Raw genomic sequence first — 21,481 nt, forward strand, 5'->3', positions numbered from 1 at the left:
GATTGCTTTATTGACACTAACGCTCTTCTCCGCCTGCGGTTTAATGCTATCCCAGGCGGAGAAATGCGACATCTCAGGCAAGACACAGCGTCGCGCGATGTTTTGCCGATTCCATGCCCAGTTCAATCAACTCCATAATTTGAATCGCCTGGCTTGCCGGCACGGGATTTTCACCGTTACCGTTTAACGCATCGCGGATAGCGGCATAATATGCCGGATAGTTACCCGGCAACGTAAGCCAGTTCTCTTCTTTGCGCGTCTCTCCCTCAACCAGGGTCAATACGCCGTCACGCATGTCGTATCCCCAGTCTTCCTGCGGTAAACGCTCGCCGTTTTTTAACCGTTCTTCCTGGGGATCGAGGCCATATTTAACATAGCTACCGCGCGAACCATGAACGATGTATCGCGCGGATTCCGCCGCGGCCAGCATCGTACCGTGCAAAATCACGCGGCGCTGGGGGTAGGATAAAATCGCGTGGAAATAATCTGTAGATTGCGCGCCCGGACGCAGTTGCGCTAAATCCACCGTCATGCTGACCGGCAGGCCAAAAAGTTGAATGGCCTGATCCAACAAGTGCGGCGCCAGATCGTACCAGATACCACTTCCCGGCCCGCCTTGCTCGCGCCAGCGGTCGCGCACCTGGGGACGGAAGCGATCAAAGTGGGATTCAAACAAGGACACCTCGCCGAGCACGCCATCCGCCAGCAAGGCCTTCAGCGTCAAAAAATCGCTGTCCCAGCGTCGGTTGTGGAAGACGGAAAGTACCCGGCCAGTGCTCCGCGCAAGCGCATCCAATTCTCGCGCCTGTGACAGTGTCACGGTAAAGGGTTTATCAACCACCACATGCTTACCGGCTTCCAGCGCAGCTTTCGCCAGCGGGAAATGGGTATCGTTGGGCGTCGGGATCACGATAAGGTCGATATGCGGATCGTTAAATAAATGTCGGGGCTCAGAGACCACGGAAACCGCCGGCCAATCTGCTTTCACTTTTGTTTCATCGCTGCTGGATACCGCCGCAAGCTCTAGCCCTGGCGTTCCCATAATTAAGGGCGCATGAAAGGTTTTACTGGCGTAGCCATAACCGATTAACCCAACGCGGATTTTGTCATTCATCTCACTGCCTCCGGTTTTAGATATCGCTATTCCACACCATCGTGCGATTAGCCGCAATAGCGTCCTGACCATCAACGTAGCATCAAATGATTAACTTGTTACAGAACAGAGGCTGAAAACGTTTCCCTCCCTCTTGCCGACCGTTCGCCAGGAAAGTAACATTTACCCCCTGTGTTTATGGATAAATCAAAGCAAATGTCGTCAATAATGAATCGTCTTATTGAATTAACTGGGTGGATAGTTCTCGTTATCTCAGTCATTCTTTTAGGTATTGCCAACCATATTGACAATTACCAACCACCAGAGCCCACGGCTTCCGTTCAGAAGAAGTAAGCGTCAGATAATGTAAAGGCATTTTCGCGTGGCACGGTAAGCGGCGCCCCGGGGGGTGCAAAGAAAAGTCAAAAACCGGCAAAAAAAACGAAATATGTCCTATCTGGTCTGACGTTTATTGCCTGTTGTAGGAAAGCGCGTTAACCTTTCGCCCCAGGCGCCATGTGGCGCCTGACTCTTTACCGGTAAGAATATTCCCTTTTTACCTGCACCCCTGACCTCTCACTGGTGCGGTTTTGTTTATTTTTTATCAGTGACTACTCCGTTGGCATTATATTTAATATGGATCAACTTTATATGACTGTTCAGGATTATCTATTAAAATTCCGCAAAATTAGTTCGCTCGAAAGTCTGGAAAAACTGTTCGACCACCTTAACTATACCCTTACTGATGACATGGACATTGTTAATATGTATCGCGCTGCAGATCACCGCCGTGCCGAACTGGTTTCCGGAGGACGCCTGTTTGATGTAGGTCAGGTTCCGCAATCCGTCTGGCGCTATGTGCAATAAAGAAAGTAGCGTTTAACATCAAAAACCTTATAATATTTGCCCCAAAATGAGCGGCATGACCGTTAATGCGCGTAACCCCGGAGAAGATATGACTACAACACCGCCACAACGAATTGGAGGCTGGCTTCTTGGCCCGTTAGCCTGGCTGTTAGTCGCGTTGTTGAGCGCCTCGCTGGCGTTATTACTCTACGTTATGGCGCTTGCCACACCGCAAACGTTCAAGACGCTTAGCGGACAGGAAACCGGTAATTTACTGCTATGGGGCATTTCATTTATTACCGCTATCGCCATGTGGTACTATACCCTGTGGTTGACGATCGCATTCTTCAAGCGCAGACGCTGCGTGCCGAAGCATTACATTATCTGGCTGCTGGTGTCGGTGTTACTGGCGGTTAAAGCATTTGCCTTTTCGCCCGTCTCAGATGCCTTTGCCGTGCGTCAGTTACTCTTCCCACTGTTGGCGACGGCGCTCATTGTGCCTTATCTCAAACGTTCAGCGCGCGTTAAAACAACGTTTGTTAATCCGTAATAACCCTACAGTTAACCTGTTGTCGCCTGTGGTAGTTTGACAGATAATAGGCGGCTTTTTTATTTCAGGCCGAAACATGACTGATTACCTGCTGCTCTTTGTCGGAACTGTACTGGTCAATAACTTTGTACTGGTCAAATTCCTGGGCCTTTGTCCCTTTATGGGCGTATCCAAAAAACTGGAAACCGCCATGGGGATGGGCCTCGCGACGACCTTTGTCATGACGCTGGCGTCGATATGCGCCTGGCTTATCGACACCTGGATACTTATTCCGCTGGATCTGATTTATCTGCGGACGCTGGCCTTTATCCTCGTCATTGCTGTGGTCGTGCAATTTACCGAAATGGTTGTGCGGAAAACCAGCCCGGCGTTATACCGCTTGTTAGGCATCTTCTTACCACTGATTACCACTAACTGTGCGGTTCTGGGCGTAGCGTTACTGAATATTAATCTCGGTCATCACTTTCTTCAGTCGGCGCTGTACGGATTTTCCGCCGCCGTCGGTTTTTCATTAGTGATGCTTCTGTTTGCCGCTATCCGCGAACGCCTTGCCGTGGCGGATGTGCCCGCCCCTTTTCGTGGTAACGCGATAGCATTGATTACCGCAGGATTAATGTCTTTGGCCTTTATGGGCTTTAGTGGTTTGGTGAAGTTGTAATGAATACTATCTGGATTGCCGTTGGCGCCCTGACCCTTCTGGGCCTGGTGTTCGGCGCCATTCTGGGTTATGCCTCCCGCCGATTCGCGGTTGAAGATGATCCGGTTGTTGAAAAAATCGATGCGATTTTGCCGCAGAGTCAGTGTGGTCAGTGCGGCTATCCCGGCTGTCGCCCCTACGCCGAAGCCGTGGGTCTCCAGGGCGAGAAAATCAATCGTTGCGCGCCCGGCGGCGAAGCCGTCATGCTGAAAATGGCAGAGCTGCTAAACGTAGAGCCGCAGCCATGCGATGGTGAAGAACAGCAGGCCGCGCCAGTACGTATGCTGGCAGTTATTGATGAAAATAACTGCATTGGCTGCACAAAATGCATTCAGGCCTGCCCGGTTGACGCCATCGTTGGCGCAACGCGCGCCATGCACACGGTCATGAGCGATCTCTGTACTGGCTGTAATCTGTGCGTCGATCCGTGTCCGACGCACTGCATCGAATTACGTCCGGTGAATGAGACGCCCGACAGTTGGAAATGGGATTTGAACACCATTCCCGTTCGCATCATTCCCGTGGAACAACATGCTTAAACTATTTTCCGCTTTCAGAAAAGATAAAATCTGGGATTTCGACGGTGGTATTCATCCGCCCGAAATGAAGACCCAGTCAAACGGCACGCCGCTGCGTCAGGTGCCTTTAGCGCCGCGCTTCGTTATCCCCTTAAAACAGCACATTGGCGCTGAGGGCGAGTTGTGCGTTAGCGTCGGCGATCGCGTGCTACGCGGCCAGGCGCTTACCCGTGGACGTGGGAGAATGCTGCCGGTACACGCGCCCACCTCCGGGACGGTTATCGCTATTGCCCCCCACTCGACGGCACATCCTTCGGCGCTGGCGGAGTTAAGCGTCATCATTGATGCCGACGGCGAGGACCGCTGGATTGAACGCGAGGGCTGGTCTGATTACCGCGCCCACAGCCGTGAAGCGCTCATTGAACGCATTCATCAGTATGGCGTTGCCGGGCTTGGCGGCGCAGGGTTTCCCACCGGCGTTAAATTGCAGGGCGGCGGCGATAAAATCACCACGCTTATTATCAATGCCGCTGAGTGCGAACCTTACATTACGGCGGACGATCGTCTGATGCAGGACTGCGCCGCGCAGATTGTGGAAGGTATTCGCATCCTGGCGCATATTCTGCAACCGCGTGAGGTATTAATCGGCATTGAAGATAACAAACCGCAGGCTATTTCCATGCTGCGCGCCGTACTGGCTGACGCCCACGATATTTCGTTACGTGTGATCCCAACCAAATACCCTTCCGGCGGCGCAAAACAGCTCACCCAAATACTGACGGGAAAACAGGTTCCCCACGGCGGGCGCTCCTCTGATATTGGCGTGCTGATGCAAAACGTCGGTACGGCGTATGCCGTTAAACGCGCCGTGATTGACGGCGAACCGATCACAGAACGCGTCGTCACCTTAACGGGTGAAGCGGTAAGCCGCCCGGGTAACGTCTGGGCGCGGCTCGGCACTCCCGTTCGTCATTTGCTTAACGATGCCGGGTTCTGCCCTTCTGCTGACCAGATGGTCATCATGGGCGGCCCGTTGATGGGATTCACCCTTCCCTGGCTTGACGTACCGGTCGTAAAAATCACCAACTGCCTGCTGGCGCCATCCGTGACTGAAATGGGAGCGCCTCAGGAAGAGAAAAGCTGTATTCGTTGCAGCGCTTGCGCTGACGCTTGCCCTGCCGACCTTTTACCGCAGCAGCTTTATTGGTTCAGCAAAGGGCAGCAGCATGACAAGGCTACCGCTCACCATATTGCTGATTGTATAGAATGCGGCGCCTGCGCCTGGGTCTGCCCGAGTAATATTCCGCTCGTCCAATATTTCCGTCAGGAAAAAGCGGAGATTAATGCGATCAGGCTTGAAGAAAAACGCGCCGCCGAAGCCAAAGCACGTTTTGAGGCTCGTCAGGCAAGACTGGAGCGCGAAAAAGCCGCCCGCCTTGCACGTCATAAGAGCGCAGCGGTACAACCAGCGGCAAAAGATCAGGATGCCATTGCCGCTGCGCTGGCGCGGGTAAAAGAGAAACAGGCGCTGGCCACGCAACCGGTGGTTATTCAAGCGGGTAGTCTGCCAGACAATAGCGCCGTCATCGCGGCCCGTGAAGCGCGTAAAGCGCAAGCGCGCGCTAAACAAGCCGCTCATCCGGTGGCTGACAGCGCGATACCCGGCGACGACCCGCGTAAAGCCGCAGTGGAGGCGGCTATCGCTCGCGCCAAAGCCCGCAAACAGGAGCAGCAGGCCGGAAGCGAACCTGCCGAACCGGTCGATCCGCGCAAAGCCGCGGTGGAGGCGGCCATCGCCCGCGCCAAAGCCCGCAAACAGGAGCAGCAGGCCGGAAGCGAACCTGCCGAAGCGGTCGACCCGCGCAAAGCCGCGGTGGAAGCGGCTATCGCCCGCGCCAAAGCCCGCAAGCAGGAGCAGCAGACCGGAAGCGAACCTGCCGAACCGATCGATCCGCGTAAAGCCGCGGTGGAAGCGGCTATCGCCCGCGCCAAAGCCCGCAAGCAGGAGCAGCAGGCCGGAAGCGAACCTGTCGAACCGGCCGACCCGCGCAAAGCCGCGGTGGAAGCGGCGATCGCCCGCGCCAAAGCCCGTAAGCAGGAGCAGCAGACCGGAAGCGAACCTGCCGAACCGGCCGACCCGCGTAAAGCCGCGGTTGCTGCGGCTATCGCCCGCGTTCAGGCAAAAAAAGCAGCACAGCAGCAGGTTGTCAACGAGGATTAAATGGTATTCAGAATCGCAAGCTCGCCTTATACCCATAACCAGCGCCAGACATCGCGAATCATGTTGCTGGTATTAATCGCCGCTCTGCCGGGGATTGCCGCGCAGACGTGGTTTTTTGGTTGGGGAACGCTTTTCCAGATCGTTCTGGCTGCTATCACGGCGCTCGTCGCAGAAGCCATTGTCCTCAGGCTGCGCAAACAATCGGTCGCCAGTCACCTGCAGGATTATTCCGCGTTATTGACGGGGCTTTTGCTGGCGGTCAGCATCCCTCCGCTTGCGCCCTGGTGGATGGTCGTGCTGGGAACCGGATTCGCCATTATTATCGCTAAACAGTTATATGGCGGGCTGGGACAAAACCCCTTTAATCCGGCCATGATCGGCTACGTGGTGCTATTAATTTCCTTTCCGGTGCAAATGACAAGCTGGTTGCCGCCTTATGAAATAGCCGCAACAACGCCCGATATGCTGGACACGTTGCGGATGATTTTTACCGGGCATACCGCCAGCGGCGGCGATATGACGCTGCTACGTATCGGTATTGACGGTATCAGCCAGGCGACGCCGCTGGATACGTTTAAAACGTCCTTGCGCGCCGGGCACTCCGTTGAGCAAATCATGCAGTACCCGATATACAGCGGCGCGCTGGCTGGCGTGGGCTGGCAGTGGGTTAACCTCGCCTGGCTTGTCGGCGGCGTATTCCTGCTGTGGCAAAAAGCTATCCGCTGGCATATCCCGGTCAGTTTTCTGCTCACACTGGCGCTATGCGCCGCGTTAGGTTGGCTTTTCTCGCCCGCTACGCTGGCCTCGCCGCAGCTTCATCTGCTGTCAGGCGCCACCATGCTGGGCGCATTTTTTATCTTAACGGATCCGGTTACCGCCTCCACGACCAACCGTGGACGTTTAATTTTCGGCGCGCTGGCTGGGGTATTAGTGTGGCTGATTCGTAGCTTCGGCGGCTATCCGGACGGCGTTGCTTTTGCTGTCCTGTTGGCGAATATCACGGTTCCTCTGATCGACTACTACACGCGACCCCGCGTCTATGGACATCGCAAAGGATAAACCATGCTGAAAACGATTCGTAAACACGGTATTACGCTGGCGCTTTTTGCCGCAGGTTCTACGGGATTGACCGCGGTGATTAATCAGATGACAAAATCAACCATCCACGAACAAGCGCTGCAACAACAACATGCCCTGTTCGATCAGGTATTGCCGCCAGATCGTTACAATAATAATCTGCAAGAGAGTTGTTATCTGGTCGATGCGCCCGCCCTCGGCAAAGGCACACACCGTGTTTTTATCGCTCGCAAGGATGATAAACCCGTAGCGGCCATCATTGAGGCCACCGCGCCAGATGGCTATTCCGGCGCTATCCAGCTTATTGTTGGCGCAGATTTCAACGGTACCGTCCTGGGGACGCGTGTGACGGAACATCATGAGACGCCAGGGTTAGGTGATAAAATTGAGCGCCGTTTGTCTGACTGGATTACCCACTTTAGCGGTAAAACCATCAGCGGTGAAAATGATACGCACTGGGCGGTGAAAAAAGATGGCGGTGATTTTGACCAATTTACCGGGGCGACAATAACGCCGCGTGCCGTAGTGAATGCGGTTAAACGCGCCGGGCTGTACGCCGAATCACTGCCCGCTCAGCTCCCCCATTTAACCGCCTGTGGAGAATAGCCATGAGCGAAATAAAAGACATTGTTGTTCAGGGGTTATGGAAAAATAACTCTGCTCTGGTGCAGCTACTTGGCCTGTGCCCTTTACTGGCGGTGACGTCTACGGCAACCAACGCTCTGGGGCTGGGTCTGGCCACAACGCTGGTATTAACGCTGACCAACCTTACGGTGTCCGCACTACGTCGCTGGACGCCGGCAGAAATCCGTATCCCGATTTACGTTATGATCATTGCCTCGGTGGTAAGCGCAGTACAGATGCTGATCAATGCGTATGCGTTCGGTTTGTATCAGTCTTTAGGGATTTTTATTCCGCTGATTGTAACGAACTGCATTGTTGTTGGTCGCGCCGAAGCGTTTGCCGCGAAAAAAGGACCGTGGCTTTCCGCGTTGGACGGTTTTTCTATCGGCATGGGCGCGACAGGCGCGATGTTCGTGCTGGGCTCACTGCGCGAGATCCTCGGGAATGGTACGCTTTTCGATGGCGCGGATAGCCTGCTGGGAGGCTGGGCAAAAGTATTACGGGTCGAGATATTTCACACCGACTCGCCTTTCCTGCTGGCGATGCTGCCGCCAGGCGCGTTTATCGGTCTGGGACTCATGCTGGCGGTAAAATATCTTATTGATGAAAAAATGAAGAAACGCCGCGCCGAAACCGCGCCTTCCGCAGTTCCGGCAGGTGAAACAGGGAAAGTCTGATGAACAAAGCAAAAAGGCTGGAAATTCTGACGCGCCTGCGCGACAGCAACCCGCACCCCACAACGGAACTCAATTTCACGTCGCCATTTGAGTTGCTGATTGCCGTGTTGCTTTCCGCGCAGGCAACCGACGTCAGCGTGAACAAGGCTACCGCCAAACTTTACCCGGTCGCCAATACGCCAGCCGCGATGCTGGAGCTGGGCGTAGAGGGCGTGAAATCCTATATCAAAACTATCGGCTTATTTAACAGTAAAGCGGAAAACGTGATTAAGACCTGCCGTATTTTACTGGACAAGCATAATGGCGAAGTGCCGGAGGATCGGGCGGCGCTGGAAGCGCTTCCCGGCGTGGGGCGTAAAACCGCTAACGTGGTGCTAAATACCGCCTTCGGCTGGCCGACCATCGCCGTTGATACGCATATATTTCGTGTATGCAACCGAACGCAGTTCGCGCCGGGTAAAAATGTCGAGCAGGTAGAAGAGAAGTTGCTGAAAGTGGTGCCGAATGAGTTCAAAGTGGACTGCCATCACTGGTTAATTTTGCATGGCCGCTATACCTGTATCGCCCGAAAACCCCGCTGCGGCTCCTGCCTCATTGAAGATCTTTGCGAATACAAAGAAAAAGTCGATATTTGATATGGTCGGAGTGCGTCCGTCACGCCAGCGCGCTCCCACCTTCGGCCTGGATCTATTTTAGCCATCAATCATTCCAGTCTCTGTCCTTTTTCTGATGTAATGTGCTTTCGTTTTCACTCCACGTCAGGTTAATCATTTTTTTAATCGCAAAAAATTCTATCTATCCGTGATCAGGATCACTTTGATAACTTCATGTGAAATTTAATGACATCTAAGGTTACATTTACAACCGGATAGACTGACGCCCCGTTTTCACTACAAAACATTACTCTGCCATTTTTTCAGATAATGGCCTATATCACTGCTTTTCACCTTAAATAGCAGAAGATATCGCCTTTCACCCAAACTAATGGCCTTTTTGCAGTGTAAAAATCTGCCATTCTTCAAATGAAGAAATTTAACGCTGGATAACATTTCTGACATCGGACGATTCAACCAGAAGAGTTATATGTAACAGATTATTACAAAGCTCTTGTCTGGAGAGGAAAGATAGTGAACATTACCTGCCGTTTCCCCTCCAATATAACAATCGGACGGATGAGTCTGACTCATCACGCGCCAGACAACCCCTGTTAATACGGGGCGTAAAAAAGAGGTAAAAGTGTCTACTGCAAACAAAAAACCAACTGAAAGCGTCAGTTTGAACGCTTTCAAACAACCGAAGGCGTTCTATCTCATCTTCTCGATAGAGTTATGGGAGCGTTTTGGTTATTACGGCCTGCAAGGCATTATGGCCGTCTACCTGGTAAAACAACTGGGTATGTCAGAAGCGGATTCCATCACCCTTTTCTCTTCCTTCAGTGCACTGGTGTACGGCCTGGTCGCCATTGGCGGTTGGTTAGGTGATAAAATTCTGGGCACCAAACGCGTTATTATGCTGGGTGCCGTGGTGCTGGCTATCGGTTATGCGCTGGTCGCATGGTCTGGTCATGACGCTGGCATCGTCTATATGGGCATGGCGGCTATCGCTGTGGGTAACGGTCTGTTTAAAGCTAACCCGTCTTCCCTGCTGTCTACCTGTTACGCGAAGGACGATCCGCGTCTCGACGGCGCATTTACGATGTATTATATGTCCGTCAACATCGGCTCCTTCTTCTCTATGCTGGCGACGCCGTGGCTGGCGGCGCGTTATGGCTGGAGCACCGCGTTTGCACTTAGCGTCGTCGGTATGCTGATAACCGTCGTTAACTTTGCTTTCTGCCAGCGCTGGGTGAAAAGCTACGGTTCCAAACCCGACTTTGAACCGATCAACTTCCGTAATCTGCTGCTGACAATCGTGGGTATTGTCGTTCTGATTGCGGTCGCCACCTGGCTGCTGCACAACCAGGATATCGCGCGTATGGTGCTGGGCGTAATCGCTCTTGGCATCGTCATTATCTTCGGTAAAGAAGCGTTTTCCATGCACGGCGCGGCTCGCCGTAAAATGATCGTCGCCTTTATTTTGATGCTGCAGGCGATTATCTTCTTCGTACTGTACAGCCAGATGCCGACGTCGCTGAACTTCTTTGCCATTCGTAACGTCGAGCACTCTATTCTCGGTATCGCGTTCGAACCGGAACAGTATCAGGCGCTGAACCCATTCTGGATCATTATCGGCAGCCCGATTCTGGCCGCTATCTATAACAGGATGGGCGATACGCTGCCGATGCCGATGAAATTCGCCATTGGTATGGTGCTGTGTTCCGGCGCGTTCCTGATTCTGCCGCTGGGCGCCAAATTTGCGAACGATGCCGGCATCGTATCCGTAAACTGGCTGATCGCAAGCTACGGCCTGCAAAGTATCGGTGAGCTGATGATCTCCGGTCTGGGACTGGCAATGGTCGCACAGTTGGTTCCGCAGCGTCTGATGGGCTTCATCATGGGCAGCTGGTTCCTGACAACGGCAGGCGCTAACATCATCGGCGGCTATGTCGCCAACCTGATGGCTGTGCCGAGCGACGTGACTGACCCACTGATGTCCCTGGAAGTCTATGGTCGCGTATTTATGCAGATTGGCATAGCAACCGCCGTTATCGCCGTCCTGATGCTGCTGACAGCGCCTAAGCTGAACCGTATGACCCAGGACGATGATACCGCTGAAAAAGGCTCTAAAGCCGCTACAGTTTAATTTTCCGGGAAACAACATTCAGGCCGCTAACTGTACGTTAGCGGCTTTTTTTTTGCTCGTCCCCGCACTACCATACTTTAAACCTCAGCAAAAAGGAGTTACCGATGAAACTGTTCTACAAACCGGGTGCCTGCTCTCTTGCTTCCCATATTACCCTGCGCGAAATTGGCAAAGACTTTACGCTTGATGGCGTCGATCTCGCAAAAAAACGCCTGGAAAACGGTGATGATTACCTGGCAGTCAACCCTAAAGGACAGGTTCCGGCTCTGCTGCTGGATGACGGTACACTGTTGACTGAAGGCGTCGCCATTATGCAGTACCTCGCCGACAGCGTTCCCGACCGCCAGCTTCTGGCGCCGGTAAGTAGCCTTGCTCGCTATCATACGCTGGAATGGCTCAACTATATTGCAACGGAACTGCATAAAGGCTTTACCCCGCTGTTCCGCCCTGACACGCCGGAAACACTCAAACCCGCCGTTCGCGCCGGTCTGGAAAAGAAATTTCAGTATGTGGATGAGTCGCTTTCAGACGACCAGTGGATTTGCGGCCAGCGTTTTACCATCGCAGACGCTTATCTGTTTACCGTATTGCGTTGGGCCTATGGCGTAAAACTGAATATGGACGGGTTAACGCATATTGAAAGTTATATGCAGCGTGTCGCAAAAAGACCGACCGTTGCGGCAGCGCTTAAAGCGGAAGGACTGAATTAATGTCATGTTGCCGGATAGCTCGCTGTACCGCCATCCGGCCTCTTTTTAGCAGCAATAATTACAGCCGCGTTGCGCTGAAGTAATGTTCAGGGTTAGCGATCCTGTCCTGGGCCGCCACGACCTGCAGTTCGTACTCCTGCATCGTTTTGGTGGCGATCATAATCTCATAGACTGCCGCCGTAACGTGCTCCAGCGCCTGCTGCAACGTCGCGCCCTGCAAAAGTTTGACCAGCAATAAACCACTGGTGACATCGCCAACGCCAACCGGCTGACGTGAACCGAAATCCACCAGCGGACGGCTAATATGCCAGGCTTCCTGCGCTGTCACCAGCAGCATTTCAAAGCGTTCTGAACTGTAACCGGCGCGGGCGAGATGTTTTACCAGTACAATTTCTGGCCCCTGAGCAATCAGTTCACGCGCCGCCTGCACGGCGTCATCCACATTATTCACGCTATGTTTGCTGAGAATTTCCAGTTCAATCAGGTTAGGCGCGATAATATCGCTGGCGGGTAGCGCATAACGCACATGGAACTCTGCGACGCCAGGCGCCACGATACAGCCCTTTTCCGGATGCCCCATCACGGGATCGCAGAAATATTTTGCCTGCGGATTTGCCGCTTTAACCTGGCGCACAATACCGAGAATGTGTTCTCCCTGCTCGGCAGATCCCAGGTAACCGCTAAGTACGGCGTCGCAGTGCGCTAACTGGCCAATGTCCGCAATCCCCTGGACAATCTCAGTCAGATGGCTGGGCGGCATGACACAGCCGGTCCATTTACCATATTGCGTGTGGTTAGAAAACTGAACGGTATTCAGCGGCCAAACATTCGCGCCAAGACGGCGCATGGGAAATTCGGCGGCGCTGTTGCCCGCATGTCCGAAAACAACATGGGACTGGATAGCGAGGATATTCTTCATTTTTTTACCTGAACATCAAAAATAAGGGAGTGATTTCTCACTCCCTGTTACTTAATGCCTTATTTCCAGCAAATCAGACAATAGTTCTTTTTGCCGCGACGTAATAAGGTATAGCGGCCAAACAGACGGTCCTCATCGTTAAAGATGTATTCAGGATCGGGTTGTTTTTCACCATTGATAGTGACAGCGTTGGAGGCGATAGTCTTACGCGCCTGACCACGCGACGGCTGGAGTTCGGCGTCTACCAGCGCCTGCATCAGGTCGGCGCCTTTTTCCATTTCAACCATCGGTACGCCGTCCTGGGCCAACTGCTCAAAGTCAGCTTCGCTCAGCGCGCTCAGTGAACCGCTGAACAGGCATTCAGTGATCCGTTTCGCCGCGACCAGCCCCTCTTCACCATGAACCAGGCGCGTCACCTGCTCGGCCAGCACATACTGCGCGCGCGGCGCTTTACCGCTGTTTTTATCTTCTTCTTCCAGGGCATTGATCTCCTCAATGTCCATAAAAGTGAAGAATTTCAGGAAGCGATAAACATCGGCATCTGCGGTGTTAATCCAGAACTGGTAGAATTTGTACGGACTGGTTTTCTTCGGATCCAGCCAGACAGCGCCGCCTTCGGTTTTACCGAATTTCGTGCCGTCAGCTTTGGTGATCAGCGGAACGGTCAAACCAAATACCTGATTCTGGTGCAGGCGACGGGTCAGGTCGATACCGGAAGTGATGTTCCCCCACTGGTCAGAACCGCCAATCTGTAAGGCAACGCCGTGCAGTTTATTCAGACAAGCGAAGTCGTACCCCTGTAGCAGGTTATAAGAGAACTCCGTGAAAGAGATACCCTGATCGTCACGGTTCAGACGCTGCTTCACCGCTTCTTTGTTGATCATCTGATTAACGGAAAAATGTTTACCGATATCGCGCAGGAAAGTCAGCACATTCATGCTGCCGAACCAGTCATAGTTATTGGCCGCGATGGCGGAGTTTTCGCCGCAATCAAAGTCCAGGAATGGGGCAACCTGTTTACGAATTTTCGCCACCCACTCCTGAACGGTCTCTTCAGTGTTCAGTTTACGCTCGGCGGCTTTAAAGCTCGGGTCGCCAATCAGACCGGTCGCGCCGCCTACCAGCGCAACAGGTTTGTGCCCTGCCTGCTGGAAGCGTTTCAGGCATAACAATGGAACCAGATGCCCCAAATGCAAGCTGTCAGCGGTAGGATCGAAGCCGCAATAGAGCGCGATCGGGCCTTGCGCCAGTCGCTCTGCCAACGCGTCTTCGTCCGTCACCTGGGCTACCAGCCCCCGCTCTTGCAATTGTTTAATCAAGTTACTGCTTGCCATCAAAATCTCCATGTATAAAACGACTGCACCTTTGCCGGTACACGACTTTTCGCCAGACGCGAAAGAGACATAGCATAAAACGGCGGATTCATCCGCACCAGTGCTTAAAACAAGATTTTTGCATCTTTAGGGCGCAAGACGGTCGATTTTCCACGCGCCGTCGTCGCGTTGGTATAAAAAGCGATCGTGCAGACGATGTTCGCCGCCCTGCCAGAACTCCATCTGTTCGATACTCACGCGAAAACCACCCCAAAAGCTGGGTAACGGCACTTCGCCCTGTTGAAACTTCTGCTTGAGCTCCAGGAATTTGCTTTCGAGGATACCGCGCGCGGAAATGCGGCTGGATTGTTTAGAGACCCATGCGCCGATCTGGCTGTCGCGCGGACGGCTGTGGAAATACCTCACCACCTCAAGAGTGGAGAGACGCTCGGCTTTGCCTGTCACCATCACCTGGCGTTCAAGCATATGCCAGGGAAATAACAGGCTGATACGCGGATTGTGCTCAATCTGATGCGCCTTGCGGCTTCCCAGGTTGGTATAAAAGACCAGGCCTTTTTCATCATAATGCTTGAGCAACACAATACGCTGGTACGGTTGACCCTTGTCATCTACGGTCGCCACGACCATTGCCGTTGGATCGGCCAGTCTGGCGTCGCACGCTTGCCCAAGCCAGCGCTCAAATAAGGTTAACGGTTCAGCGGGTAAATCGCGGCGACGCAAGCCGCCTTTCGTGTATTCACGGCGCAGATGCGCGATCTGCTGCAATTGGTCGTTATCAGACATGGCGTTGATCAGAAATAATCAGTGGGTGGCGCTATTGTGCGCCCCCATACTGAAAATCTCAACGCTTCGGATTTTGTAACTGACAGTTATCAAGCACAATTCTGTCTCGTTTATAGACCGTGGCGCTCTCGCCTTGCGACCAGAAAACATAAATCCCGTCGGTATAACGCGCGCCCGAGGCCGAGATTCCTTGCTTCAGGGTCAGCAGCTTATTGTCATAAACAAAACTGACCTCTTCACGCGGGTTATTGACTTTAACGGTAAGCGGCTTCTCATCACACTGGTATTCCAGCGTATCCGTTTGCATACGTTCAACAAATTGTTGATAAACGCTACAGCCGGTCAGCAGCACAGGTAAACACATTATTGCGATCTTTTTCATAGGCATATCCCGAAAGCTCTCCTGCTTCTGGAAGGGCAAACGCCCCTTCCTGACCTTGCTAGTTTACCGATATAGGGTCCGGGAAAAATTCAGTTAACTCTGAGTTATTGGGTTAGCCGGGTAAATAGCGCCTAAAACACTGGCTTCTGTAGCCCCCGTCACGGAAGGTAAATTTCCCGGCAGGCCCGCGAGCGTTCGCCAGGCAAGCCATGCAAAGGCCAGCGCTTCCATATCATCGCCGCTGATCCCCGCCTTATCGGTGGTCGAAACCTCGATACCGGGCAACAGCGCCGCCAGACGGGCCATCACTAACGGATTCCGGCTTCCGCCGCCACAGACCATCAGCCGCTCGCAGCCGCCATTGAGCAGCACCTGTTGGGCGATGGAGACCGCCGTCAGCTCCGCCAGCGTGGCCTGTACATCGCGCGCGTCTGCGCCAGGGAAAGCCGTAAGATGACGCTCTAACCAGCCATAGTTGAAATATTCGCGTCCTGTACTTTTGGGCGCCGACGCAGCAAAGTACGGATCGCGCAACATCTTTTGCAGCAATGGAAGAATAACCTGACCTTCTTTCGCCCATGCCGCGTCTTTGTCGTAGGGCTGCGCGCATTGTCGCCAAATCCACGCATCCATCAACATATTACCCGGCCCCGTGTCGTACCCGCGCACCGCCTGTCCGGGGAAAAGCAGAGATAAATTGGCGATGCCGCCGATATTCAGGACCATACGTTTTTCCGTCGGATGTCCCAACAGCGCGTGATGGAAAGCGGGCACCAGCGGCGCGCCTTGTCCGCCCAGCGCAATATCCCGCCGCCGAAAATCGCCGACCACTGTAATCCCCGTATGGGCGACGATGTGATTATTATCGCCAATTTGCAGCGTATGCGGGGCCTCGCCGGTCGGCTCATGCCAGACCGTTTGCCCATGACAACCAATGGCGACGATATCCCGCGGCTGCAAACGTTGTTGCGCTAACAGCGCATTAACCGCCTGTGCAAAAAGCCGGCCTAACTGGGTATCAAGCTGGCCGAGTTGCGAGAGCGTAAGCGGCTGTCCCTGGCAAATATCGAGAATGCCTTTTTTCAGATGAACGGGAATAGGCCAGGTGAGACTTGCCTGTTGCGCAACCATGGTTTCATCAATTGCCGCCAGTACAACATCCACGCCATCAAGGCTGGTTCCGGACATAACGCCAATAAAACGGCCCGATTTCATACCTCTTCCTTTTAAGCTGGGTTAAGCCTTAACACTCGGCATAACGTATTTTGTAATGCTATGCCCACGTCACGTTTTTTGCCGTGTCGTCCACGGATATCAATGACCTATCTTTTCTTGCTTCCGACTTCGTTTAAGATTGGTTAATTAACTTCTGATTATGATTTTTACATTCTTTCAGCAGAAGATATGACCTTAACTGCATAAATGCCATATAATTTAGCTATAGGGATGCTGAAATAGCGTTTCGTGAAGAACAGGAGATGGGTAAATGATTAAACGTGTACTGGCCGTTTCACTGATGGGGTTATCCTTAGCTGGGTGTGTTAACAATGATAGCCTTTCGGGTGATGTTTATACCGCATCCGAGGCTAAACAAGTTCAGAATGTAACGTACGGTACTATCGTTAACGTTCGTCCGGTTCAAATTCAGGGCGGTGATGATTCTAACGTGATTGGCGCTATCGGCGGCGCGGTGTTGGGCGGATTCCTCGGCAACACTATCGGCGGCGGTACGGGTCGTTCACTGGCGACCGCGGCAGGCGCGGTGGCTGGTGGCGTAGCGGGCCAGGGCGTCCAGAGCGCAATGAATAAAACCCAGGGTGTGGAACTGGAAATTCGTAAAGACGATGGCAACACCATTATGGTTGTGCAGAAACAAGGAAATACGCGTTTCTCGGCAGGTCAGCGTGTCGTGCTGGCCAGCAACGGCAGCCAGGTTACTGTCTCTCCACGCTAAACCAGGCTTTACGTGTGGTCACATGGCCACACGTATGCCCCTGCACCTCAATCGTGAGAGTGCAATTCCATAATGTTGTGTTCAAGTTTAGCGACAAGTTTAATCAGAAGCTCAATCTCCTCTGAAGAAATCCCAGCCAAAATTTCACCGCGCGTTTTATGAATGACCTCTTCCATCTCAGCGATCAGCGGCTCCGCTTTTTCGGTCAGTTTAATCCGCTTAGCGCGACGATCGCTGGCGCAGGTTTGCCGCGAAATTAGCCCCTTATCTTCAAGTTGATCCAACGTGCGTACCAGCGATGGCTGCTCAATGCCTATCGCTTTAGCCAATTGAATCTGCGACTGGTCAGGCGGCAATTGATGAATATTGTGCAACGTGACCCAATGTGTCTGCGTCAATTCCAGAGGCTTGAGGCGATGGTCAATCAGAGCACGCCAAATGCGCACCAACCGTGCCAGATCAGAACCTAGTGGCGATTCCAATTTCATCTCCTTATAATTAGCTTGCTAAGTTATTATGCTGATTTTAGAATAGTGTGCAGTATTTGTATTCTCAAAACAAATGTATTGCTAAATTTGCTTACCAATAGACATTTTTTCAGACATAGTGCGCACCTGGCACCTGTAGCTTCAGTTTTGGCTAAAACTAAAGCATCGATGTCTGACGCAAAGGAACATTGCTTGTGAAGTGTATACTCAACGCCACAGGATTGCCCTTACAAGATCTCATGTTGGGAGCATCTGTTTACTTTCCGCCATTCTTTAAAGCCTTTGCGCTTGGGTTCGTTATCTGGTTGTTTATTCACCGACTCCTGCGTGACCGGATATACTCTGATGAAATCTGGCATCCCCTGTTAATGGATCTCTCCCTCTTTACGCTGTGCGTATGTCTGGGCCTCGTTTTACTGATCGCGTGGTAAATATGTCGTTAAAAACAATAAAATATTTTTCTACTCTCATTGTCGCCGTCGTCGCCGTTCTGGCCGCGTGGTGGTTATGGAATTACTATATGCAGTCACCGTGGACGCGCGATGGTAAAATCCGCGCGGAACAGGTCAGCGTAACGCCACAGGTTTCTGGCAGCATTACCCAACTCAATATCAAAGATAATCAGTTCGTCAACGCCGGGGACGTTCTCTTTGTCATTGATAAAACGCCCTTCCATATTGCAGAACTTAACGCGCAGGCGCAGTTGGCCAAAGCGCAGTCCGATCTGGCAAAAGCGAATAATGAAGCCGATCGACGTCGACATTTATCGCGTAACTACATCTCTGCTGAAGATCTGGATAGCGCCAATCTGAATGTTAAAGCGATGCAGGCCAACGTAGATGTCGCACTGGCAACGTTAAAACAGGCGCAGTGGCAGCTTAGCCAGACGGAAGTAAAAGCGCCGGTATCCGGCTGGGTGACCAACCTTTCCACGCGTACCGGTGATTATGCCAGCACCGGTAAGCCACTTTTCGCCCTGGTAGATAGCCATTCATTTTATGTAATGGGATATTTCGAAGAAACCAAACTACGCCACATCCGCGAAGGTGAGCCTGCATTAATAACACTGTATAGTGGCAATGTTAAGTTACAGGGTCACGTTGGCAGTATCGGGCGCGCTATTTACGATCAAAGCGTGGAAAGTGACTCCGGTTTAGTGCCCGATATCAAACCCAACGTACCGTGGGTACGTCTGGCGCAACGCGTACCGGTACGTATCGAATTTGACGCTTTGCCGCAGGATATCACGCTCGTCTCCGGCACTACCTGCAGCGTAGCCATTGGACAGCAGTAATGAAACTCTCCCTGCCGGCCCTGCGAAATACGCCCTGGTTTAAAGCGACCTCCGGCCAGTGGCGTTACGCGTTGCGCAATACCATTGCCATGTGTCTCGCGCTGACATTCGCTTATTATCTCAATCTGGATGAGCCCTACTGGGCGATGACTTCGGCCGCAGTGGTGAGCTTTCCGACCGTAGGCGGCGTAATCAGTAAAAGTCTGGGGCGTATTGCCGGGAGTTTACTCGGCGCGACCGCCGCGTTGATTATTGCTGGCCATACGCTGAATGAACCCTGGTTGTTCTTATTTAGCATGGCCGCCTGGATCGGTTTTTGTACCTGGGCCTGCGCGCATTTTACCAATAATGTCGCTTATGCTTTCCAGTTGTCCGGCTACACGGCGGCGATCATCGCGTTCCCGATGGTTAATATTGTAGAAATCACGCAGTTGTGGGATATCGCCCAGGCACGTGTATGTGAAGTTATCGTCGGCATCCTCTGTGGCGGCATGATGATGATGATCCTACCCAGCACATCGGATGGCACTGCCCTGCTCACCGCGTTGAAAAACATGCATGCGCGCTTGCTGGAACATGCCAGTCTACTATGGCAGCCGGAGACTACCGACGCTATCCGCTCCGCGCATGAGGGGGTTATTGGGCAAATCCTGACCATGAACCTGCTGCGTATTCAGGCCTTCTGGAGTCACTACCGTTTTCGCCGCCAGAATGCATTGCTAAATGCATTGTTACACCAGCAATTACGGCTAACCAGCGTGATCTCCAGTCTGCGTAGAATGCTTTTAAACTGGCCGACGCCGCCGGAAAACAGCCGCGAAGTCATTGAACAACTCTTAGCTGAGTTGGCAAAACCGCGCGCGGACAGCTACACCGTGGCGCGGATTATTGCGCCGCTACGCCCGCAGGATGAACAGGATTATCGTCACCTCGCGTTCTGGCAGCGATTACGCTATTTTTGCCACTTATATCTGCGCAGCAGCCGCCAGTTATATCTGATCGAAAGCGGCGCGCCGGTGGATCAAATCCATATCCGCCGCACTCCCGGCCTTGCGCGGCATACGGATAACGCAGAGGCCATCTGGAGCGGCGTGCGTACCTTTTGCACGCTCACGGTGATTGGCGCCTGGAGTATTGGCGCGCAATGGGAATCCGGGCCCGGCGCATTAACCCTGGCGGCGATCAGTTGCGTCCTCTACTCCATCGTCGCCACGCCGTTTAAGTCGCTCACCTTATTAATGCGTACTTTAGTGCTGCTGTCCTTATTCAGCTTCGTGGTGAAATTTGGCCTGATGGTGCAAATCACCGATCTGTGGCAATTCTTACTTTTCCTTTTTCCGCTGTTCGTCACGATGCAACTGCTTAAACTGCAGATGCCTAAGCTGGCGGGACTGTGGGGGCAGCTTATCGTCTTTATGGGCTCATTCATCGCCGTGACCAATCCGCCGGTGTACGACTTCGCCGATTTCCTTAACGATAATACCGCCAAGATCGTCGGCGTCGCGATTTCCTGGCTGGCGTTTGCGATTTTGCGCCCCGGTTCCGATGCCGTAAAAAGCCGCCGCCATATCCGCGCGCTACGCCGGGATTTCGTCGATCAGCTTAGCCGTCACCCTTCCCATAGCGAAAGCGAGTTTGAATCGCTGACCTATCATCACGTCAGTCAGCTCAGCAATAGTCAGGATGCGCTGGCGCGCCGGTGGTTATTACGTTGGGGAGTGGTGCTGCTGAACTGCTCGCATGTGGTGTGGCAGCTGCGCGCCTGGGAGTCGCGTTCCGATCCGCTTTCCCGGGTGCGGGATATTTGTATATCCCTGCTGCGCGATGTGATGAGCGAGCGCGGCGTGCAGCAACGCCCGCTTGCCGTCACGCTACAGGAACTACAGCGTATCTGCGACACGCTCGCACATCATCATCAACCCGCCGCGCATGAGCTGGCGGCGATTATCTGGCGTTTACACTGTTCGCTGTCGCAGCTGGAACAGGCTCCAGCGCAGGGAACACTGTCTCCGGGTTATTTAATGACGCCGCAGGCGTAACGCATTCCGCCGCCGCCGAGCGGTTTCGGCTGATCGGACATGTTATCGCCGCCCACATGGATCATGAGCGCTTTATCTTTCACTTCATCAAGAGACTTCAGACGTGGCGCAGTAACCGGTTCGGTGGCGATACCATCATTATTAACGACTAACACCGGGAGGTCGCCCAGATGCCCCTGACCTTCCGGTCCTTCATGCTTACCGGTATTTTGTGGGTCCAGATGACCACCAGCGGCTTCTGCGGCAACCGCTTTGCCGTCTTTAATCGCGGGCTGGCAGCTACCGTTGGCATGAATGTGAAAACCATGCTCGCCCGGCGGCAACGCTTTAAGGTGTGGGGTAAATTTTAAGCCGCCTTCGGTTTCATCGATGACGACGGTGCCGATAGACTGTCCTACGCCTTGCGCCGTCACCAGATTCATCTCTACTTTCTCGCTGGCAGCCTGCGCACCCGCACAGGCCAGCAGCGTCACCATCGCTAAACTTAATCGCTTCATAAAACCTCCGTTACATGTGGTCGCCTGTTAAGTGTA

24 protein-coding genes are annotated in these 21,481 nt (G+C 53.1%); 16 read left to right on the plus strand and 8 right to left on the minus strand.

Annotated elements, in window-relative coordinates:
* Positions 1-73: 73 nt before the first annotated feature.
* On the minus strand, positions 74-1,114 hold the full coding sequence (locus ACH0VJ_RS02400; protein WP_000998242.1) for an oxidoreductase: 1,041 nt from the start codon (positions 1,112-1,114) through the stop codon (positions 74-76).
* A 207-nt stretch (positions 1,115-1,321) separates the two neighbouring features.
* On the opposite strand from ACH0VJ_RS02400, the gene blr reads away from it, so the two are divergent.
* The 12 genes from blr (at position 1,322) to gstA (ending at position 11,755) form a co-directional block, all read left to right on the plus strand.
* Positions 1,322-1,447: a division septum protein Blr gene (gene blr, locus ACH0VJ_RS02405; RefSeq protein ID WP_001708800.1), complete on the plus strand. Its 126-nt coding sequence runs from the start codon at positions 1,322-1,324 to the stop codon at positions 1,445-1,447.
* 297 nt (positions 1,448-1,744) lie between these two features.
* Entirely contained in the window at positions 1,745-1,960 is a 216-nt protein-coding gene (gene ydgT / locus ACH0VJ_RS02410; RefSeq protein ID WP_000217946.1) for a transcription modulator YdgT, read from the plus strand.
* A gap of 88 nt (positions 1,961-2,048) precedes the next feature.
* Positions 2,049-2,489 (plus strand): DUF2569 domain-containing protein, encoded by a 441-nt coding sequence (locus ACH0VJ_RS02415; RefSeq protein ID WP_000214061.1) that lies wholly within the window; start codon positions 2,049-2,051, stop codon positions 2,487-2,489.
* A gap of 76 nt (positions 2,490-2,565) precedes the next feature.
* Positions 2,566-3,147: an electron transport complex subunit RsxA gene (gene rsxA, locus ACH0VJ_RS02420; protein WP_000133178.1), complete on the plus strand. Its 582-nt coding sequence runs from the start codon at positions 2,566-2,568 to the stop codon at positions 3,145-3,147.
* Positions 3,147-3,725 (plus strand): electron transport complex subunit RsxB, encoded by a 579-nt coding sequence (rsxB, locus tag ACH0VJ_RS02425; RefSeq protein ID WP_001092600.1) that lies wholly within the window; start codon positions 3,147-3,149, stop codon positions 3,723-3,725. Before rsxA ends, rsxB begins: the two co-directional genes overlap by 1 nt.
* The gene (gene rsxC, locus ACH0VJ_RS02430) at positions 3,718-5,925 is read left to right on the plus strand and encodes an electron transport complex subunit RsxC (protein WP_000915623.1); all 2,208 of its coding nucleotides are present in this window, start codon (positions 3,718-3,720) and stop codon (positions 5,923-5,925) included. The genes rsxB and rsxC overlap by 8 nt, the downstream gene beginning before the upstream one ends.
* Positions 5,926-6,984 (plus strand): electron transport complex subunit RsxD, encoded by a 1,059-nt coding sequence (gene rsxD / locus ACH0VJ_RS02435; protein WP_000231891.1) that lies wholly within the window; start codon positions 5,926-5,928, stop codon positions 6,982-6,984.
* A gap of 3 nt (positions 6,985-6,987) precedes the next feature.
* Complete coding sequence (gene rsxG / locus ACH0VJ_RS02440) at positions 6,988-7,608, plus strand: electron transport complex subunit RsxG (RefSeq protein ID WP_000920822.1); 621 nt, start codon at positions 6,988-6,990, stop codon at positions 7,606-7,608.
* A gap of 2 nt (positions 7,609-7,610) precedes the next feature.
* Complete coding sequence (locus ACH0VJ_RS02445) at positions 7,611-8,303, plus strand: electron transport complex subunit E (RefSeq protein ID WP_001289628.1); 693 nt, start codon at positions 7,611-7,613, stop codon at positions 8,301-8,303.
* On the plus strand, positions 8,303-8,938 hold the full coding sequence (gene nth / locus ACH0VJ_RS02450) for an endonuclease III (protein WP_001030325.1): 636 nt from the start codon (positions 8,303-8,305) through the stop codon (positions 8,936-8,938). The genes ACH0VJ_RS02445 and nth overlap by 1 nt, the downstream gene beginning before the upstream one ends.
* 601 nt (positions 8,939-9,539) lie before the next feature.
* The gene (gene dtpA / locus ACH0VJ_RS02455) at positions 9,540-11,045 is read left to right on the plus strand and encodes a dipeptide/tripeptide permease DtpA (protein ID WP_000100911.1); all 1,506 of its coding nucleotides are present in this window, start codon (positions 9,540-9,542) and stop codon (positions 11,043-11,045) included.
* 104 nt (positions 11,046-11,149) lie between these two features.
* Entirely contained in the window at positions 11,150-11,755 is a 606-nt protein-coding gene (gene gstA / locus ACH0VJ_RS02460; RefSeq protein ID WP_000765723.1) for a glutathione transferase GstA, read from the plus strand.
* A 58-nt stretch (positions 11,756-11,813) separates the two neighbouring features.
* On the opposite strand, the gene pdxY is transcribed toward gstA, so the two are convergent.
* From pdxY to anmK, 5 genes are all read right to left on the minus strand, one after another.
* The gene (pdxY, locus tag ACH0VJ_RS02465; RefSeq protein ID WP_000789732.1) at positions 11,814-12,674 is read right to left on the minus strand and encodes a pyridoxal kinase PdxY; all 861 of its coding nucleotides are present in this window, start codon (positions 12,672-12,674) and stop codon (positions 11,814-11,816) included.
* Between the two features lie 59 nt (positions 12,675-12,733).
* Positions 12,734-14,008 (minus strand): tyrosine--tRNA ligase, encoded by a 1,275-nt coding sequence (gene tyrS / locus ACH0VJ_RS02470; RefSeq protein WP_000168625.1) that lies wholly within the window; start codon positions 14,006-14,008, stop codon positions 12,734-12,736.
* Between the two features lie 126 nt (positions 14,009-14,134).
* Positions 14,135-14,791 carry a pyridoxamine 5'-phosphate oxidase gene (gene pdxH, locus ACH0VJ_RS02475; protein ID WP_001282334.1) on the minus strand — a complete coding sequence of 219 codons (657 nt, stop codon included), beginning with the start codon at positions 14,789-14,791 and terminating at the stop codon, positions 14,135-14,137.
* Positions 14,792-14,849: 58 nt separating this feature from the next.
* The gene (gene mliC, locus ACH0VJ_RS02480; RefSeq protein ID WP_001132085.1) at positions 14,850-15,179 is read right to left on the minus strand and encodes a C-type lysozyme inhibitor; all 330 of its coding nucleotides are present in this window, start codon (positions 15,177-15,179) and stop codon (positions 14,850-14,852) included.
* An 87-nt stretch (positions 15,180-15,266) separates the two neighbouring features.
* The gene (gene anmK / locus ACH0VJ_RS02485; protein WP_000835021.1) at positions 15,267-16,388 is read right to left on the minus strand and encodes an anhydro-N-acetylmuramic acid kinase; all 1,122 of its coding nucleotides are present in this window, start codon (positions 16,386-16,388) and stop codon (positions 15,267-15,269) included.
* A gap of 271 nt (positions 16,389-16,659) precedes the next feature.
* On the opposite strand from anmK, the gene slyB reads away from it, so the two are divergent.
* Complete coding sequence (slyB, locus tag ACH0VJ_RS02490; RefSeq protein WP_000597179.1) at positions 16,660-17,127, plus strand: outer membrane lipoprotein SlyB; 468 nt, start codon at positions 16,660-16,662, stop codon at positions 17,125-17,127.
* A gap of 47 nt (positions 17,128-17,174) precedes the next feature.
* On the opposite strand, the gene slyA is transcribed toward slyB, so the two are convergent.
* Positions 17,175-17,615, minus strand: a complete 441-nt coding sequence (slyA, locus tag ACH0VJ_RS02495; protein WP_000764554.1) for a transcriptional regulator SlyA — start codon at positions 17,613-17,615, stop codon at positions 17,175-17,177.
* A gap of 194 nt (positions 17,616-17,809) precedes the next feature.
* On the opposite strand from slyA, the gene ACH0VJ_RS02500 reads away from it, so the two are divergent.
* From ACH0VJ_RS02500 to ACH0VJ_RS02510, 3 genes are read left to right on the plus strand one after another with little or no spacing between them, the layout of a single operon-like run.
* Positions 17,810-18,046 carry a DUF1656 domain-containing protein gene (locus ACH0VJ_RS02500; protein ID WP_000649755.1) on the plus strand — a complete coding sequence of 79 codons (237 nt, stop codon included), beginning with the start codon at positions 17,810-17,812 and terminating at the stop codon, positions 18,044-18,046.
* Positions 18,047-18,048: 2 nt separating this feature from the next.
* Positions 18,049-18,909, plus strand: a complete 861-nt coding sequence (locus ACH0VJ_RS02505; protein WP_023196207.1) for an HlyD family secretion protein — start codon at positions 18,049-18,051, stop codon at positions 18,907-18,909.
* Positions 18,909-20,948, plus strand: coding sequence for an FUSC family protein (locus tag ACH0VJ_RS02510; protein ID WP_000777636.1), 2,040 nt, complete (start codon positions 18,909-18,911; stop codon positions 20,946-20,948). The genes ACH0VJ_RS02505 and ACH0VJ_RS02510 overlap by 1 nt, the downstream gene beginning before the upstream one ends.
* Here the strand turns inward: ACH0VJ_RS02510 and sodC2 are convergent.
* Positions 20,924-21,445, minus strand: coding sequence for a superoxide dismutase [Cu-Zn] SodC2 (gene sodC2 / locus ACH0VJ_RS02515; RefSeq protein ID WP_000826820.1), 522 nt, complete (start codon positions 21,443-21,445; stop codon positions 20,924-20,926). The genes ACH0VJ_RS02510 and sodC2 overlap by 25 nt on opposite strands.
* Positions 21,446-21,481 lie beyond the last annotated feature (36 nt).

The sequence above is a fragment of the Salmonella sp. 2020_1459 genome, assembly GCF_043847915.1.
Classification (GTDB): domain Bacteria; phylum Pseudomonadota; class Gammaproteobacteria; order Enterobacterales; family Enterobacteriaceae; genus Salmonella; species Salmonella enterica.